Raw genomic sequence first — 16575 nt, 5'->3', positions numbered from 1 at the left:
AACAAAAAGAATGTTAAATTTTTATTAAAACAAATTAGATTATATATTTGCGCTCAACTTATAAAACCTAAAAGCTAGTTCGGTTATGTTTTAAATAAAACCCAAACACTTTTATTATAAGTTTCACTATTATTCACTCTCGCTCTCAGTATTAATTTTAATAATTAATACAATAATCACTATTAACATGTATTACCAAGAAACCCTTGTATGTAAATATAGGTTTCTATCACTATTAACATGGTACTAATTATGTATATAATTGTTACCAATCTCTCTCAATAATACTTAACAAAAGTTATTCTTGTTAAGAAAACCTTAATTTTTTGTTAGGGTAAAATTAGATTCAATTGTCTTAACAATGTTAAGGGCATAATTTGTCTGTTTTTGTAATAACAAATCATGTCTTAACTACAGTATGACACTAAGAGTTAGTGTTTTATTTTTTAACTATTTAATTATTATTATGATGAAACAAATTTTACTTTTTGCTTACTGCATACTCCTTTCTGGATTTATGTGTGCACAAAACAAAAAACAACAAAATCTTGAAAACAATTTAAAGTCAAACACTAAAATTGAATCGTACTTTATAAATCCCGATCGGCAAACACCATCTATGATAAAAATTAAATCCGGATTTAATTTAACAGTAGACAACCTTCCAGAATTTATTAAAAACATTCTTCTAATTGATACTGATGCTTATCAATTAGCTATTTCAGACAAATCTAAATCTAAAAATGGTTCAGAAATTATTACTTTCTCAGCAACTTACAATGGCATCCCTTTAGCTCATGCAAAATACAAAGCCTTTATAAAAGAAGGTAGCGTAAAATTTATCTCCTTAGAGCATTATTTATTAGATGCTAGCATGAACCAATCTGTAAGCCTTACAAAAGACCAAGCAAGAACCTATGCTACACAACACATTGGTGCAGACACCTATGTTTGGGATTTTATTGAAGAACAAATGACAAATACGTTTAACACCGATTTATTACAACAACTAGAAGCGGACTATAACGCGTATTTCCCTGTAGGTGATTTAGTATATATAGATGATTACAATACTCCTGAAGCAGATTTAAAACTAGCCTATAAATTTAATATTTATGCCTATGAACCTGTGTACAGAGCTAATGTTTTTGTTGATGCACAATCAGGAAAAGTGTTACTTGTAGACGCTATTATTAAACATGCAGATGAAATAAACAAAAAAAGAGAAGAAGCAAAAAATAGCTATACCTATGCTCCTCCTTTTTTTAGTCAAGCATCAGGTGATACTAGATATGCTGGTACCAGAACTTTTGAAACCACTTTTGATGACCAAGGAGACATAGACCCTTTAAATGATAGATTTTCTTTAGACGGAACAATAAACCTAGCTCCTTATGGTATTACAGATGATCCTTTAACAACAGAAGTAGATGAATCTTTAGTACTTAACGAAACAAGATCTTATGATGGAATTGGTGGAGCACCTATTAGTGTAAGCGGAATTCCTTCATATTCTATTTATGATGGTTATTCAAGACCTGAAGAACTACAAGTTACTGCAGAAATTGGAGACAATAACTGGTCTGCTGCAGAGCATTACAGAAATGATTTTAGCCTTAGTTATCCTACGCATAACGAAACAAGTAATGATGATATTGCTTTAGATGCACATTGGGGAGCAGAAATAGTGGTAAGATATTGGGCAGATGTTCATGGTAGAAGTAGCCATGATAATAAAGGAACTAAAATTCTTAACTATGTACACTATGGTGATGCTTATGACAATGCTTTTTGGAACGGAACAGCAATGACTTATGGTGATGGTAGCTACCAAGGAGGAACAAACCCTAATGGTTCTTTTGCTCCTTTAACTTCTTTAGATGTTTGTGGTCATGAAATTGGTCATGGTGTATGTTCTGCAACATCAGATCTTGTGTACGCAAGTGAATCTGGTGCCATGAACGAAGGTTTTTCAGATATTTGGGCTGCTGCTGTAGAAAACTATGTACTAACACAAATAGACAACACCTTACCTTATGATCCTTGGGGAGTTGGTGAACAAATAGATGAAAGAGATGGAGGTGCTGCTCCTGGTGCTACAAATTCACAAGCTTTACGTTGGATGGATGATCCTAATGCAGAAGGAAATCCTTCTTGTTATGGTGGAGCAGATTGGACAGACACTGAAAATTGTGTAGCCTCTTTAGCAAATGACCAATGTGGTGTTCACAATAATAGTGGTGTACTAAACAAATGGTTTTATTTAATGGTAACAGGTTCAGGACAACCATTTTCTCCTGGTGCAGATAAAATTGCAGCAGACCCATCAAAAGCAGATAGAGGTGCAGGACATGATTATTATGTAGAACCTCTTGGTTTTGATATTGCCGAACAAATTACCTTTAAAGCAGAAGTATTATTAACGCCAAATGCTACATTTGAAGAAATGAGAAATGCAACAATTCTTGTTGCTGAAACAGATTATTCTATTTATGAAGTAGAGCAAGTTACCAACGCTTGGTATGCTGTTTGCGTAGGAGAGCAATATATCGCTCCAGATCCTAATGTTTTATATTACGAATCTTCTAGCGTTAGTTTAACTACCGAAAAAACAGCTACTAATGGTTGTAATGAATTTAAAACCATTACTGTTTCTGTTTCTGCAGCTTCGGTAACGGAAACACAAACGGCTACCTTTTCATTTGAAAATTCTACAGCTACTTTAGGTGAAGATTTTGATATTTCGCCTTCTAGTTTAACTTTTCCTGTGTCTGAAACTATTAATACACAACAAGTAACTGTTACTATATATAATGATGGACTTATTGAAGGCAATGAAACTATTGAAATGCATTTTTCTAATGGCCCTAATACAGAAGATTTAAGAAGCCATACCATCACTATTTTAGACGATGATTATATACCAACTGTAGGATCAGGAACCGTAGAATTATTAAATGAAACTTTTGATACTTCAGAAACTCCAGCAAACTGGTTTGTAAATTCAGAATTTGATGCAAACACATGGTTATTTAATGGTAGTGGAATAAAATCTGCAGGAAGAGCTTATGTAGTTCCTAGCCTTTCTTCTACTACAGAACCTACTTATGATGGTACTGCAAATAGTAGTATTCACTTAATTAGTAAAGTTGTTGATGCTCGTGGTATTAATAATGTAACCGTTTCTTTTGATTGGGAAGCTGGTGGTGAAAATGATCAAACCACCTATTTTGATTGGGGAGAATTTATGTACTCTTTTGATGGTGCAACTTATGAATCTGTAGAGAAATTTTCAACAACAGGATCTCCTGCAGGATTAGGTGCGAATGCATCAGGAACATTTAATCTAGCAATGCCTGCTTTAGATGACAAAGCTTTTACATTAATATGGAGATGGTATAATGATGCATTAGTTCAAGGTGCATTTAGCTTTAGTATTGATAATGTAGTAGTAACAGGTAACGCAACTCCTGTAGAAAGCAATATTGCAGATGCAGATAGCGAAACTGTAAAAGCAGGAAACCAAATATATTTTATTAGTGATCAAGATGCCGAAGTTATTGGTATTATTGAAAACGCTACTGAAGATTTAGGCTGTGTTACTTTATCTGTTCAAGAAATTGGCTCTTCTACAGATTTTACAAACATAACAGGTTCTCATTCTGGTAAAGTATTTAATATTGAAGCAGACGGACCAAATGCAAGTACAGCAAGTTATGATGTTACCCTTTATTTTACCAATGCAGAATTAAGTAGCTTTAGTCATGCAAGTGCTTTACAAATAATTAAAGTAGATAGCGCTACTATTGATGATGCTTCAGATGTTGCTAATAACTATACTATTTCTGGAGGTCTTTTAGAAACAAATACTACTCAAGAATATAGTACGTATAAAGGTACTTTTACTGGTTCTGGCACATTTGCATTGTATCAAAGCAATTCCTTATCTAACTCAGAATTTGAAACTTCTGCCTTTAAAGTGTACCCAACCATTTTAAATAGTAATGAAGTAATACACATTAAAAACGCTTCAAATACTATTGAATCTATTTCAATTTACAATATCAATGGTGCTTTAATTAATACACAAACAGTTCAGGCTAATAATGCTACAGTTTCTACAAGTAAACTGTCTTCTGGAATGTATTTCTTAATTATTAATAAAACCAATGTTGTAAAATTCATTGTGAAGTAGTTTAAATATTAAAAAAGCCTGGTGTTGTCCATCAGGCTTTTATTCCTAATAACTTTAATATAATAATATGAAAAAATTTACCATAATTATTACCGTAGTTCTTTGCGCTTTTATGAGTATTTCATGGGCACAAAACAAAACAAGTGATTGGTCTAAAACAACAGTTCAAAGCAACATAAAAAACATTAGTTTTAATAAAGATAAAATGCCTACAGCGTATACATTATACACTATGGATATTGAATCTATTAAAAACAAACTTCAAAATGCACCTATTCAAGGAGCCTTTTTTGGCGAGTCTTCAAACATAATTCAAGTACCTAATGCTGCTGGAGGATTAGAAAGTTACCGCGTTTTAGATACCGAAATATTACATCCAACTTTGGCTGCGCAACTTCCTAACATAAAAAGTTTTGTTGGACGTTCTATAGAAAATCCAGGTACTTTTATTCGTTTTAGTGTTTCACAAGCTGGATTTCACGGACAAGTTTTTGAACCAGGAAAATCAACTTTTTTTATTGATCCGTATACTAAAGACAAATCTGTATATATTGCTTATAAACGTGAGGATTTAGTAAATAGCTCTAGTGATATTTTTTCTTGCGAAACAGATAATACAATGTATGAAAAAGCAAAAAATACAGCTTCTAGTGAAGTACTTCGTGCTACAGACGATAGTAAAATTAGACGTTATGAACTAGCAATGTCATGTACTGGAGAATATGGTGCTTTGTTTATTGGAAGTGCTACTACAGACTTTGAAAAAAAATCGAATATCATGGCACAAATGGTAATAACCATGACTCGTGTAAATGGTATTTATGAAAAAGAAATGGGTATAACATTTCAGTTTGTACCAAACAATTTTGATATCATGTATTATGATGCAGCTACAGACCCTTTTGATGGAGAGTATAATGACAAAACACAAGAAGTTATAGATAATAATATTGGTGATGCAAATTATGATATAGGACATAACTTTAATACAGATGGAGGCGGAAACGCTGGTTGTATTGGTTGCGTATGTACTTCTGGAACTAAAGGAAGTGGAATGACAGGTAGAGCAAATCCTACTGGAGATTCTTTTGATGTAGATTATGTAGCGCATGAAATTGGTCACCAAATGGGAGGTTACCACACACACAACGGAACAACTACTTGTTTAAAAAGTGGAAACAATACTGAAGTAGAACCTGGAAGTGGATCTTCTATTATGGGTTATGCAGGAATATGTACAGGACAAAATGTACAAGACAACTCTGATGATTATTTTAATTATGTAAATATTAGAGATATTAGTGCAAACATTCAAGGCGGAGTTAGTTCTGCTTGTTTTGAAGAGATTACTGTTACTAACTTACCTCCTACTGCAGATGCTGGTGATGATTATATAATACCAATTGGTACTGCATTTGTTCTTACAGGTGCTGGTTCAGATCCTGATACTGCAACTAATGGTGATGTTCTTACGTATACTTGGGAGCAAAATGATAATGAAGACATGCAGTCTCCGCTTATGCCTGTACCAACAGCAACAGCAGGACCAATGTTTAGATCTAGAAGAGGTACCACTTCTCCTAAAAGATACTTTCCGCAAATGAGTGATATTATAAATAATGACCTTACACCTACTTGGGAAGTAATTCCGTATGCGCAACGTGCTTTTGAATTTGCACTAACGGTTAGAGATAATGTTATTTATGGAGGACAAACTGCTGATGATTTAATGACTATTAATACAGATATATCTGCAGGTCCTTTTGAAGTGTCTAGTCAAAATGAAAATACCACTTGGACTCAAGGTGCTACAGAAACCATTACTTGGGATGTTGCTAATACTACAAATATACTTACCGTTAATTGTCAATTAGTAAACATTACATTTTCTGCTGCAGGTGATTTTTCAGACACAGTAACTTTAGCTAATAATGTACCAAATAATGGAACAGCAAATATAGTTGTTCCTTCTACTGTTACAACTACTGGTCGTATAATGGTAAGTGCTGCAGACAATATCTTTTTAGATGTTAATGATGCTATAATAACTATTGAAGAAGTTACTACACCTACATTTTTCTTAACAGCAATAGATGTTACAAAATCAGAATGTAACAATACAAACAGTACTTCTTTTAGTTTTGACTATTTACCTTCAACCGGATTTTTAGAAACCGTAACATTTTCTGCTACAGGTTTACCTTCTGGAGCTTCTGCTACTTTTACTCCTGCTACAGCAAGTAGTACCGAAGAAACAATTGTTATGACTATAGAAGGTTATGATGGTGCAACAGCACAAGATTACTCTCTAATTGCTGAAGGTACTTCAATAAGTGCTACTAGATCTGCTACAGTTAATTTAACATTAAAAGCGAGTACTTTTTCTGTTCCATCCTTAGTAACTCCTGTAAATTATAGTACCAACCAAGCAACCTACCCGAACTACACTTGGAGTGCAGATAATACTGAAACAACAGTAGTTTATGATATTGAAATTGCAAGCGATTCTAATTTTAATACCATTATAGAAACAAGTACTGTAGCAAGTAATACCTATACACAAGCAACTAGTTTAAATGAAAACACAACGTATTATTGGCGAGTAAAACAAAAAAACGAATGTGGAGAAAGTGCTTTTTCTACTGCTTATAGTTTTACAACTGGCGCAACAGAGTGCTTAACAGCAAATAGTACAACTCCTACTTTAATTCTTTCTACACAAACAACAAGTAATACCATTACTATTGAAAATGATATTCCTTTATCAGATATTAATATTAGTGTAGATATAACACATCCTTATATTGGTGATGTAGTATTAGAGCTAGTTAGTCCTCAAGGAACTTCTATATCATTAATAGCTACACAATGTGATTCTAATCCAGATATGCTAGTAACGTTTGATGATGCAGGATCTACTGCTATTAACTGTTCTTCTACAAGTCCAGCTATTTCAGGAACGTTACAACCTATACAAGCGCTTTCAGCTCTTAATGGAGAGAGTAGTCTTGGAGATTGGACATTAAATATTACAGATACTGGTATTGGTGATGATGGTTACCTTAACTCTTGGAGTATGACTTACTGTGGTGTTCAAAGTGGTACCTTAAGCGTAGATACTTTTACTAAAAGTACTATAAAAATGTACCCTAATCCTGCCACTAATTATGTTACCATAACTTCTAATGATGGTGAAGAGCTTGCTGTTACTTTATATGATTTATTAGGTAGAAAAGTACTTTTTAAAGAGCTTGATAATACCAACAAAAACATAAACACCTCCAACTTATCTTCCGGAACTTATATTGTTAACATACAAACAAGTAATAACGTTAGAGTAATAAAAAAGTTAATTATAGATTGAGAGACTCTATGGTTAATAGTGAAGAAAATGCGTCGCAAATGTGGCGCATTTTCTATTTAACACTAATCTCTTATTAAAGGCATAGTACTACAACGCAGTAATCCTTCTTGTTTTGCTATTTCAGCATAAGGTACTTCTTCTACAGTAATACCATTTTTGCGTAACCATGTATTTAATCGTGTAAAGTTCTTTTCAGAAATTACTACATCTTCCGCAATAGAAAATACATTACTATTCATATTATACATTTCTTCTTTGGTAATAATGAAGCAATTTTCTTTTCCGAAATAATTTAACAACCATTCATATTCTTCCTCTTCTAAAAATCCTTCTTTATGTAAAATGGCTTTGTTGGTACCTATAGGTTGAAAACAGCAATCTAAATGCAATGCATTATCTCTAGGATTGGTTTGTGACTTCCTTAGGTTAAAAGATTTTACTTTTTTATGCGGAAAGGTTTTTTCAAGAAAAGCAACACCTTGTGTATTGGTTCTAGCAACAATATAATCTGGATAGTCTTCTTCTCTGTAGGTACCTACAAAGATATAATCATTCCAAAGCATCACGTCTCCTCCTTCAATATGTACTTCTTCTGGCGGACGAATAACTTTTTCTGGATGTACTTTATCTATAACATATTGTATAGCATCTAATTCTTCTTCTCTATCTGGTAAGATATTTGCTTTTACAAAAACATCGTCTATTACAAAGGCAATATCTCTAGCAAATATTTGATTACAATCTTTTATTAGCTCTGGTCTGTAAACCATAACATCATACTTTTTAAAAACAGCAGCAACGGCTTCCATTTCTTTTACCATATCTTCTTCTACAGGATAGGTTCCTGCTTTAATATGTTCTAAAGATTTAGGATCATAAGCTTCATCTAAGCTTGGTGTTGGTCCATTACTAACTGCAGTACCCAAAACAACTGCTCTTAACCTAGAAGTTTCATTTTTAACGTTTAGTTTTAGCATAATGTAAATATATAAAAAAGCTTCATAATTACTTATGAAGCTTTAATGGATAAAATAAAATATATTATCTGTTTTCTATGTCTTTAAATGCTCTACTGTTTTCTCCAGTATAGACTTGTCTTGGTCTTCCAATAGGTTCTTTACGTAAACGCATTTCACGCCATTGTGCAATCCAACCTGGTAATCTTCCTAATGCAAACATTACTGTAAACATATCTGTAGGAATACCCATCGCTCTATAAATAATTCCAGAATAGAAATCTACATTTGGATATAGTTTTCTATCTACAAAGTATTGGTCTTCTAAAGCTTCTTTTTCTAAACCTTTAGCAATATCTAAAATTGGGTCTTCTACACCAAGATCTCCTAAAACTTCGTCTGCAGCAACTTTAATGATTTTTGCTCTAGGGTCAAAGTTTTTATAAACTCTATGACCAAAGCCCATTAAACGGAAAGGATCACTTTTATCTTTAGCTTTAGCCATGTATTTTTTAGTATCTCCACCATCTGCTTCAATACCGCTTAACATTTCTAAAACCGCTTGGTTTGCTCCACCATGTAATGGTCCCCAAAGTGCAGATATACCAGAAGAAATAGAAGCAAATAAACCTGTATGTGCAGATCCTACTATACGTACTGTAGAAGTAGAACAGTTTTGTTCGTGATCTGCGTGTAAGATTAATAATTTATCTAAAGCGTTAACTAAAATAGAACTTTGGTTGTACTCTTCATTTGGTTTTTTAAACATCATTTTTAAGATGTTCTCTACATAACCTAAAGAGTTATCTCCATAGTCTAATGGTAAGCCTTGTTTTTTACGCATTGTCCAAGCTACTAATACAGGGAATTTCCCTAGTATTTTAACTACGCTTTTATACATATCTTCTTCAGAATCTACATTTACAGAAGAAGGGTTAAAAGCGGTTAAGGCACTTGTTAAAGACGATAACACTCCCATTGGGTGTGCTGTCTTAGGAAAAGCGTCTAATATCTTTTTTATATCATCATCTACAACAGATTGTTCTTTTATATCTGCATGAAATTTATCTAGTTCTTCTTTTGTTGGTAATTCACCAAAAATAAGTAAGAATGCTACTTCTAAAAAATCTGCTTTTTCAGCTAATTCTTCAATAGAGTAACCTCTGTACCTTAAGATACCTTCTTCACCATTTAAAAAAGTTATTGCACTTTCACAAGAACCTGTGTTTTTAAAACCAGGATCTATAGTTGTAACTCCTCCTGTTGCTGTTCTTAACGTTTTAATATCTATAGCAACTTCGTTTTCTGTTCCTACAATTAAAGGAAACTCATATTTTTTTCCATCAATTTCTAATGTAGCTGTTTTTGACATATTTATTTTTGAATATTATTTATTTTTGCGGAATGCTAAATTACGAAAAATCACACGATTTTTAAAGCGGAATGCCAAAGGTTTTTTCAATAATATTATTAGGAAAATTGATGATAAAAAAAAAGTGCTTATTTTAAACAAATAAGCACTTTTTATTCTTGGTATAAATGGTATTATTTAATTTTAAAAGCCTTCTCTTTTGGGTAATAAGCGACTTGACCTAGTTCTTCTTCTATACGAAGTAATTGGTTGTATTTAGCCATTCTATCACTACGTGAAGCAGAACCTGTTTTAATTTGTCCTGTGTTTAAAGCAACCGCTAAATCTGCAATAGTATTATCTTCTGTTTCACCAGATCTATGTGACATTACAGAAGTATATCCTGCATTATGTGCCATATTAACTGCAGCAATAGTTTCTGTTAAGGTACCTATTTGGTTTACTTTAATTAAAATAGAATTAGCGATACCATTTTCTATTCCTCTTGATAAACGCTCTACATTAGTTACAAATAAATCATCACCTACTAATTGTACTTTATCTCCAATTTGTTCGGTTAAATATTTCCAACCATCCCAATCATTTTCATCCATTCCGTCTTCAATAGAAATTATTGGGTATTTAGCAGCTAATTCTGCTAAGTAATCTGCTTGTTCTTTACTGGTTCTTATTTTTCCTTTGTCTCCTTCAAATTTCGTGTAGTCGTATTTACCATCTACATAAAATTCTGCAGATGCACAGTCTAAAGCAATCATTACATCATCACCTAATTTGTAACCTGCATTTGCTACTGCTTTAGCAATAGTTTCTAAAGCATCTTCTGTACCTCCTTCTAGGTTTGGTGCAAATCCACCTTCATCACCTACAGCTGTACTTAAACCTCTATCGTGCAATACTTTTTTAAGGTTGTGAAAAATTTCTGTTCCCATTTGCATTGCATGTGTAAAGTTTTTAGCCTTTACTGGCATTATCATAAACTCTTGAAATGCAATAGGAGCATCACTATGTGAACCTCCATTTATAATATTCATCATTGGTACAGGAAGTGTGTTTGCACTTACACCACCAACGTATCTGTATAATGGTAAACTTAATTCATTTGCTGCTGCTTTTGCTACAGCTAAAGAAACACCTAAAATGGCATTTGCTCCTAATTTAGATTTATTTGGTGTACCATCTAAATCAATCATAATTTGATCAATATCGTTTTGTTCAAAAACGGAAACACCTAATAATTCATCTGCAATTATAGTATTCACATTAGTTACTGCTTTAGTAACTCCTTTTCCCATAAATGTATCTCCTCCATCACGTAACTCTACAGCTTCGTGTTCTCCTGTTGATGCACCTGATGGTACAGCTGCTCTTCCTAAAAACCCGTTTTCTGTAATAACGTCAACCTCTACTGTTGGGTTTCCTCTTGAATCTAAAATTTGTCTTGCGTGAATATTAATTATAATGCTCATAAAATATGTTTTTGTTACTCAAATTTACTTTTTAATTCTCTTTTTTTTAGTACGTTAATTAAATTATTATATAAAATAATTGCTAAAACGTTATAGTAAAACAGAAAAGACAACAAATTTCTACATTTGTTGCCTTTTCTATATTAATTAGATGTCATATTTTTAACAAACTCATCAAATAAATAAGATGAATCATGTGGACCAGGACTAGCTTCTGGATGGTATTGTACAGAAAAACAATTTTTACTTTTCATTTTAATACCTGCAACGGTATTATCATTTAAGTGTACATGCGTAATTTCTATATCTTCATGTGCTTCTGTTTCTTCTCTATTTATTGCAAATCCATGGTTTTGTGAAGTAATTTCCCCTTTTCCTGTAATTAAGTTTTTAACAGGATGGTTAATACCTCTGTGTCCATTGTGCATTTTATAAGTAGAAATACCATTTGCTAGTGCAATTACTTGGTGGCCTAAGCAAATACCAAATAAAGGTAAATTTCTTTTAATAATTTCTTTAGCTACTTGTTGTGCTTCTACTAAAGGTTCTGGATCTCCAGGACCATTAGATAAGAAATAGCCATCTGGTTGCCATGCTTCTAAATCTTCAAATTTTGAATTATATGGAAATACTTTTATATAGGCATCTCTTTTAGCAAAATTACGAAGTATGTTCTTTTTAATACCAATATCTAAAGCTGCTATTTTTAATGAAGCATTTTCATCTCCAAAATAATATGGCTCTGTAGTAGAAACTTTAGAAGCTAGTTCTAAACCTTGCATGTTTGGTATATCAGCTAGTTGCTTTTTTAAAGCTTCTACATTTTCAACATCTGTAGATATTACTGCATTCATAGCTCCATGATCTCTTATATAACTTACAAGAGCTCTTGTGTCTATATCTGAAATTGCAAAAAGGTTATTTGCATCTAAAAATTCTTCAAGTGAATTGTCTGCTGCATCACGAGAATACTCATAGCTAAAGTTTTTACAAATAAGTCCTGCTATTTTTATGTCTTCAGATTCTACTTCATCTGCTTTGGTTCCATAATTACCTATATGTGCATTGGTAGTTACCATAAGTTGCCCAAAGTAAGAAGGATCTGTAAAAATTTCTTGATAACCTGTCATTCCTGTGTTAAAGCAAACTTCGCCAAAGGCTGTGCCTTCTTTATTAGCTACTGCTTTACCATGAAAAATAGTGCCATCTGCCAATAGAATAATAGCTTTTCTAAGAGATTGGTATTTCATTATATTTTTTATGTAGTGTTGTTTGTTTTGCAAAATTGCATAAAAAAAAGGATAAACTAAAATAGTTTATCCTTTATATTTTTTACACTCAAAATTTATTTGATTAATGTGTTATAATAATCTAATATTTGTATTAGATCTTGCTCTTTGGTAATGGATAAATCGTTCTCTTTCATATAGCTTTTAACTTCACTTTTTTTGTCATCCATTAAACTCATTAAAACCGATTTTTTAAGTTTTATTTCTTCTACCTTGTTGTTTTTCTCAAAATAATAATTGCTTTTTACTACTATTTTATCTTTTCCCATTTTTTGTTGTGTCATAGGATTAATAGTAGCTTTTGAAATAGATATATCATAGGCTTTAAATAAAACCGTTTGTTCACCTTGTTGTAATACTTCTACTAACTGGTTAGTACCTTTATTGGTGTTCTTTTTTATAAAGACTTTATTATTAATTTCAACTTTACTAATATCTCTAGTATTAAAAGCAAAAATTTTACCTTTTACATCATCTAATTGCGCTTCTATACGATTAGATTCAATATTAAAATTACAGTTTGGTAAATTGTAGCGCTTACCTGCTATATCATAAACAATGGCATTATTCAACCAATTTTTAAATAAATAAGAACTTCCTTCCATATCTTCTGCAACAGAGGAATTTTTAATCCAAAGTCCATTAGTAGATGAACTGTTAATTTCTGCAGCTCCATAATTAGATGAACTATTAGTGACTATTTCGGCATCTTGACCAAAAGAATTAGTTATTAAAAATAACGCAGGTACTAAAAAAAGATATTTCATAATTATTTATTTTAAAATTAAGGCGCAAAAATTATACCATATATTTGATTTAAGTTTAATAAAAAAGGCAAACTAAATAGCTTGCCTTTTGTATTTTTCTATAATGAATTATAGTAATTAAATATTTTATAAAGATCTGCTTCATTAGAAACAGAGAGTTTATTTTCTTTTATAAAGCTTTTAACTTCTTTTTTCTTACTAGACATTAAACTTAATATTGCTGATTTCTTTTGTTTAAGAGGAGTAAGCACACCATCTTTTTCTGTATAGTATTCTTCTGATATTTTTATCATATCATTTCCTAATTTTTGAGAAGTCATTGGGTTTACTTGTGCATACACTAATTTAGAACTGTATTCTTTATATAAAGAGAACTCGGTTCCTAAAGCTATTAACTCCATAAAATAGTTACTTCCTTTACCATCTACTTTTTTCTTTAAAAAGGTTTTGTTAGCAATAACAAACTTTTTAATGGTTCTTGAATCAAAAGAAAAAATAGAATCTACAGATACATCGCTTAAATTAGATTCAAATCTATTATACTGAATATTAAAGTTACAATTTGGTAATTTATAGCCTTTGTCTTCATTATCATAAACCACTGCTTTATTAAGCCAGTTTTTAAATAAATAATTAGTACCTACTATATCTGTTTCGACTGCTTTATTCTTTATCCAAACTCCATTCTTCATATTAAACCCTCCATAATTATCTGAATCATTATTTAAGATTAAAGATGCGCTTTGTTGGGAGAAAATAAAATTTGCGCTTAATAGGAGTGTAATTAAAAGGAGTTTTTTCATAGTATAAATAATGTTATTTTTTGTTTTGGTAAATTTAAAAAAAAAAGGCAAACTTCTTAAAGTTTGCCTTTTTTAGGGTGTTAAAAATATGTTATTTTTATTCCTCTTCGTTTGTAGCTTTTGTTTCTACAGCTGGAGCAGTAGTTTTGCTACCACCTCTTCTACTTCTACGAGTAGATTTCTTAGCTTTCTTATCTGCATTATAGATTTCATTGTAATCTACAAGTTCAATCATAGCCATATCAGCGTTATCTCCTAAACGATTACCTAATTTGATAATACGAGTATATCCACCTGGACGATCACCAACTTTAGTAGCTACTTCTCTAAATAATTCAGTAACTGCTTCTTTTTGTCTTAATCTAGAAAAAACAATACGTCTGTTGTGTGTTGTATCTTCTTTAGATTTTGTAATCATTGGTTCTACAAACTGCTTTAAAGCTTTTGCTTTAGCTACTGTTGTATTAATACGTTTGTGCTCTATTAAAGAACAAGCCATATTAGCTAACATTGCTTTTCTGTGTGCTGTTTGTCTACCTAAGTGGTTTACTTTTTTTCCGTGTCTCATGACCTTTTTGTTTTAGCTTCATCTTGCTCTAACTCACTATTGAGGAGCAAAATATGAAGTAATTAATCTTTATCTAATTTATATTTTGAAAGATCCATACCAAAGTTTAAACCTTTAACATTTACAAGCTCTTCAAGCTCTGTTAATGATTTTTTACCGAAGTTACGGAATTTCATTAAGTCGTTTTTATTGAAAGATACTAAGTCTCCTAATGTATCTACTTCTGCTGCTTTTAAACAGTTAAGAGCACGTACAGATAAATCCATATCTACTAATTTAGTTTTTAGTAGTTGTCTCATGTGAAGAGATTCTTCATCATAAGTTTCTGTTTGTGCAATTTCATCCGCTTCTAAAGTGATACGCTCATCAGAGAATAACATGAAGTGGTGAATTAATGTTTTAGCTGCTTCTGTTAATGCATCTTGTGGAGTAATAGAACCATCAGTAATAATTTCGAAAACTAATTTTTCGTAATCTGTTTTTTGCTCTACACGGAAGTTTTCAATGCTATACTTAACATTTTTTATTGGAGTGTAAATTGAATCTGTAAAGATTGTTCCTATTGGTGCAGATGATTTTTTGTTTTCTTCTGCAGGCACATAACCTCTACCTTTTTCAATGGTAATCTCCATGTTAACATTTACTTTAGGATCTAAGTTACAGATTACTAATTCTGAATTTAATACTTGGAATCCTGAAATAAATTTTTGAAAATCTCCAGCTGTAATTTGTTCTTGACCAGAAATAGAAATAGAAACAGACTCGTTATCTACATCTTCTATTTGACGCTTAAAACGCATTTGTTTTAAGTTTAAAATCATTTCTGTTACGTCTTCAACAACACCAGGAATAGTAGAAAACTCATGATCTACACCTTCCATTCTTACAGAAGTAATTGCAAACCCTTCTAAAGAAGAAAGTAAAACTCTTCTTAAAGCGTTTCCAACTGTTAATCCATATCCAGGTTCTAAAGGACGAAATTCGAATTTCCCTTCAAAATCTGTAGAATCAATCATGATTACCTTATCCGGTTTTTGAAAATTAAATACTGCCATTTTTTTCTTCGTTTTAATTGTTATATAGTTGCGCGATTTAAAAGTTTGAAGATCGCTTATAAATCCTTTGGCTATATACCAATATGATTAATTTATTATTTAGAATATAATTCTACGATGAACTGCTCGTTGATGTTTTCTGGAATTTGAATTCTAGCAGGTACAGAAACATATGTTCCTTGCTTAGTATCATTGTTCCAAGTAATCCATTCGTAAACTTGACTTGAGTTTGATAAAGATCTATCAATAGCTTCAAGTGATTTTGATTTTTCTCTTACTGCAACAACATCACCAGCTTTTAATTGGTAAGAAGGAATATTTACTAATTCTCCGTTTACTGTAATGTGCTTGTGAGATACTAATTGTCTTGCTCCAGATCTAGAAGGAGAGATTCCCATTCTGTATACTACGTTGTCTAATCTAGACTCGCAAAGTTGTAATAAAACTTCACCTGTAATACCTTGTGCAGCTGTTGCTTTTTTAAATAAACCTCTAAATTGACGCTCTAAAATACCATAAGTATATTTAGCTTTTTGTTTTTCCATTAATTGGATTGCGTATTCAGATTTTTTTCCACGACGTCTAGCGTTTCCGTGTTGTCCTGGAGGGTAATTTCTTTTTTCAAAAGATTTGTCTTCTCCAAATATAGCTTCTCCAAATTTACGAGCTATTTTAGTTTTAGGACCAGTATATCTTGCCATAATAAATTGTTTTTTAAGAGCATTTGTGAATTAAGGTCT

The 16575-nt window shown here is 31.8% G+C and carries 11 protein-coding genes; 2 read left to right on the top strand and 9 right to left on the bottom strand.

Annotation, left to right across the window (positions count from 1 at the left end):
- Positions 1–619 precede the first annotated feature (619 nt).
- Both ACFSSB_RS14810 and ACFSSB_RS14805 read left to right on the top strand, forming a co-directional pair.
- Positions 620–4195 (top strand): M4 family metallopeptidase, encoded by a 3576-nt coding sequence (locus ACFSSB_RS14810; protein ID WP_379905619.1) that lies wholly within the window; start codon positions 620–622, stop codon positions 4193–4195.
- Positions 4196–4262: 67 nt separating this feature from the next.
- Entirely contained in the window at positions 4263–7559 is a 3297-nt protein-coding gene (locus ACFSSB_RS14805; protein ID WP_379905617.1) for a reprolysin-like metallopeptidase, read from the top strand.
- A 62-nt stretch (positions 7560–7621) separates the two neighbouring features.
- On the opposite strand, the gene ACFSSB_RS14800 is transcribed toward ACFSSB_RS14805, so the two are convergent.
- The 9 genes from ACFSSB_RS14800 to rpsD form a co-directional block, all read right to left on the bottom strand.
- Positions 7622–8536, bottom strand: coding sequence for a dimethylarginine dimethylaminohydrolase family protein (locus ACFSSB_RS14800; RefSeq protein WP_379905615.1), 915 nt, complete (start codon positions 8534–8536; stop codon positions 7622–7624).
- Positions 8537–8600: 64 nt separating this feature from the next.
- Entirely contained in the window at positions 8601–9887 is a 1287-nt protein-coding gene (locus tag ACFSSB_RS14795) for a citrate synthase (protein WP_379905613.1), read from the bottom strand.
- Positions 9888–10060: 173 nt separating this feature from the next.
- Positions 10061–11353, bottom strand: coding sequence for a phosphopyruvate hydratase (gene eno / locus ACFSSB_RS14790; RefSeq protein ID WP_379905611.1), 1293 nt, complete (start codon positions 11351–11353; stop codon positions 10061–10063).
- Positions 11354–11496: 143 nt separating this feature from the next.
- Positions 11497–12603 (bottom strand): glutamine-hydrolyzing carbamoyl-phosphate synthase small subunit, encoded by a 1107-nt coding sequence (gene carA / locus ACFSSB_RS14785; protein ID WP_379905609.1) that lies wholly within the window; start codon positions 12601–12603, stop codon positions 11497–11499.
- A gap of 95 nt (positions 12604–12698) precedes the next feature.
- Entirely contained in the window at positions 12699–13409 is a 711-nt protein-coding gene (locus ACFSSB_RS14780) for a hypothetical protein (RefSeq protein WP_379905607.1), read from the bottom strand.
- 98 nt (positions 13410–13507) lie between these two features.
- Positions 13508–14212: a hypothetical protein gene (locus ACFSSB_RS14775; RefSeq protein ID WP_379905605.1), complete on the bottom strand. Its 705-nt coding sequence runs from the start codon at positions 14210–14212 to the stop codon at positions 13508–13510.
- A gap of 97 nt (positions 14213–14309) precedes the next feature.
- Positions 14310–14780, bottom strand: a complete 471-nt coding sequence (rplQ, locus tag ACFSSB_RS14770) for a 50S ribosomal protein L17 (protein ID WP_379905603.1) — start codon at positions 14778–14780, stop codon at positions 14310–14312.
- Between the two features lie 62 nt (positions 14781–14842).
- A complete protein-coding gene (locus ACFSSB_RS14765; RefSeq protein ID WP_379905600.1) occupies positions 14843–15835 on the bottom strand; it encodes a DNA-directed RNA polymerase subunit alpha in 993 nt (330 codons plus the stop codon).
- Positions 15836–15930: 95 nt separating this feature from the next.
- Entirely contained in the window at positions 15931–16536 is a 606-nt protein-coding gene (gene rpsD, locus ACFSSB_RS14760; RefSeq protein ID WP_379905598.1) for a 30S ribosomal protein S4, read from the bottom strand.
- Positions 16537–16575 lie beyond the last annotated feature (39 nt).

The organism is Lacinutrix gracilariae (assembly GCF_042684485.1).
GTDB lineage: Bacteria > Bacteroidota > Bacteroidia > Flavobacteriales > Flavobacteriaceae > Oceanihabitans > Oceanihabitans gracilariae.
The sequence above is the reverse complement of the archived record's forward strand: the minus strand, read 5'-3'. Positions and strand labels throughout refer to the sequence as shown.

Coding starts and splice junctions, on each gene's coding strand:
- ACFSSB_RS14810 (WP_379905619.1), top strand. CDS start 620: ATGATAAAAATTAAATCCGGATTTAATTTAACAGTAGACAACCTTCCA.
- ACFSSB_RS14805 (WP_379905617.1), top strand. CDS start 4,263: ATGAAAAAATTTACCATAATTATTACCGTAGTTCTTTGCGCTTTTATG.
- ACFSSB_RS14800 (WP_379905615.1), bottom strand. CDS start 8,536: ATGCTAAAACTAAACGTTAAAAATGAAACTTCTAGGTTAAGAGCAGTT.
- ACFSSB_RS14795 (WP_379905613.1), bottom strand. CDS start 9,887: ATGTCAAAAACAGCTACATTAGAAATTGATGGAAAAAAATATGAGTTT.
- eno (WP_379905611.1), bottom strand. CDS start 11,353: ATGAGCATTATAATTAATATTCACGCAAGACAAATTTTAGATTCAAGA.
- carA (WP_379905609.1), bottom strand. CDS start 12,603: ATGAAATACCAATCTCTTAGAAAAGCTATTATTCTATTGGCAGATGGC.
- ACFSSB_RS14780 (WP_379905607.1), bottom strand. CDS start 13,409: ATGAAATATCTTTTTTTAGTACCTGCGTTATTTTTAATAACTAATTCT.
- ACFSSB_RS14775 (WP_379905605.1), bottom strand. CDS start 14,212: ATGAAAAAACTCCTTTTAATTACACTCCTATTAAGCGCAAATTTTATT.
- rplQ (WP_379905603.1), bottom strand. CDS start 14,780: ATGAGACACGGAAAAAAAGTAAACCACTTAGGTAGACAAACAGCACAC.
- ACFSSB_RS14765 (WP_379905600.1), bottom strand. CDS start 15,835: ATGGCAGTATTTAATTTTCAAAAACCGGATAAGGTAATCATGATTGAT.
- rpsD (WP_379905598.1), bottom strand. CDS start 16,536: ATGGCAAGATATACTGGTCCTAAAACTAAAATAGCTCGTAAATTTGGA.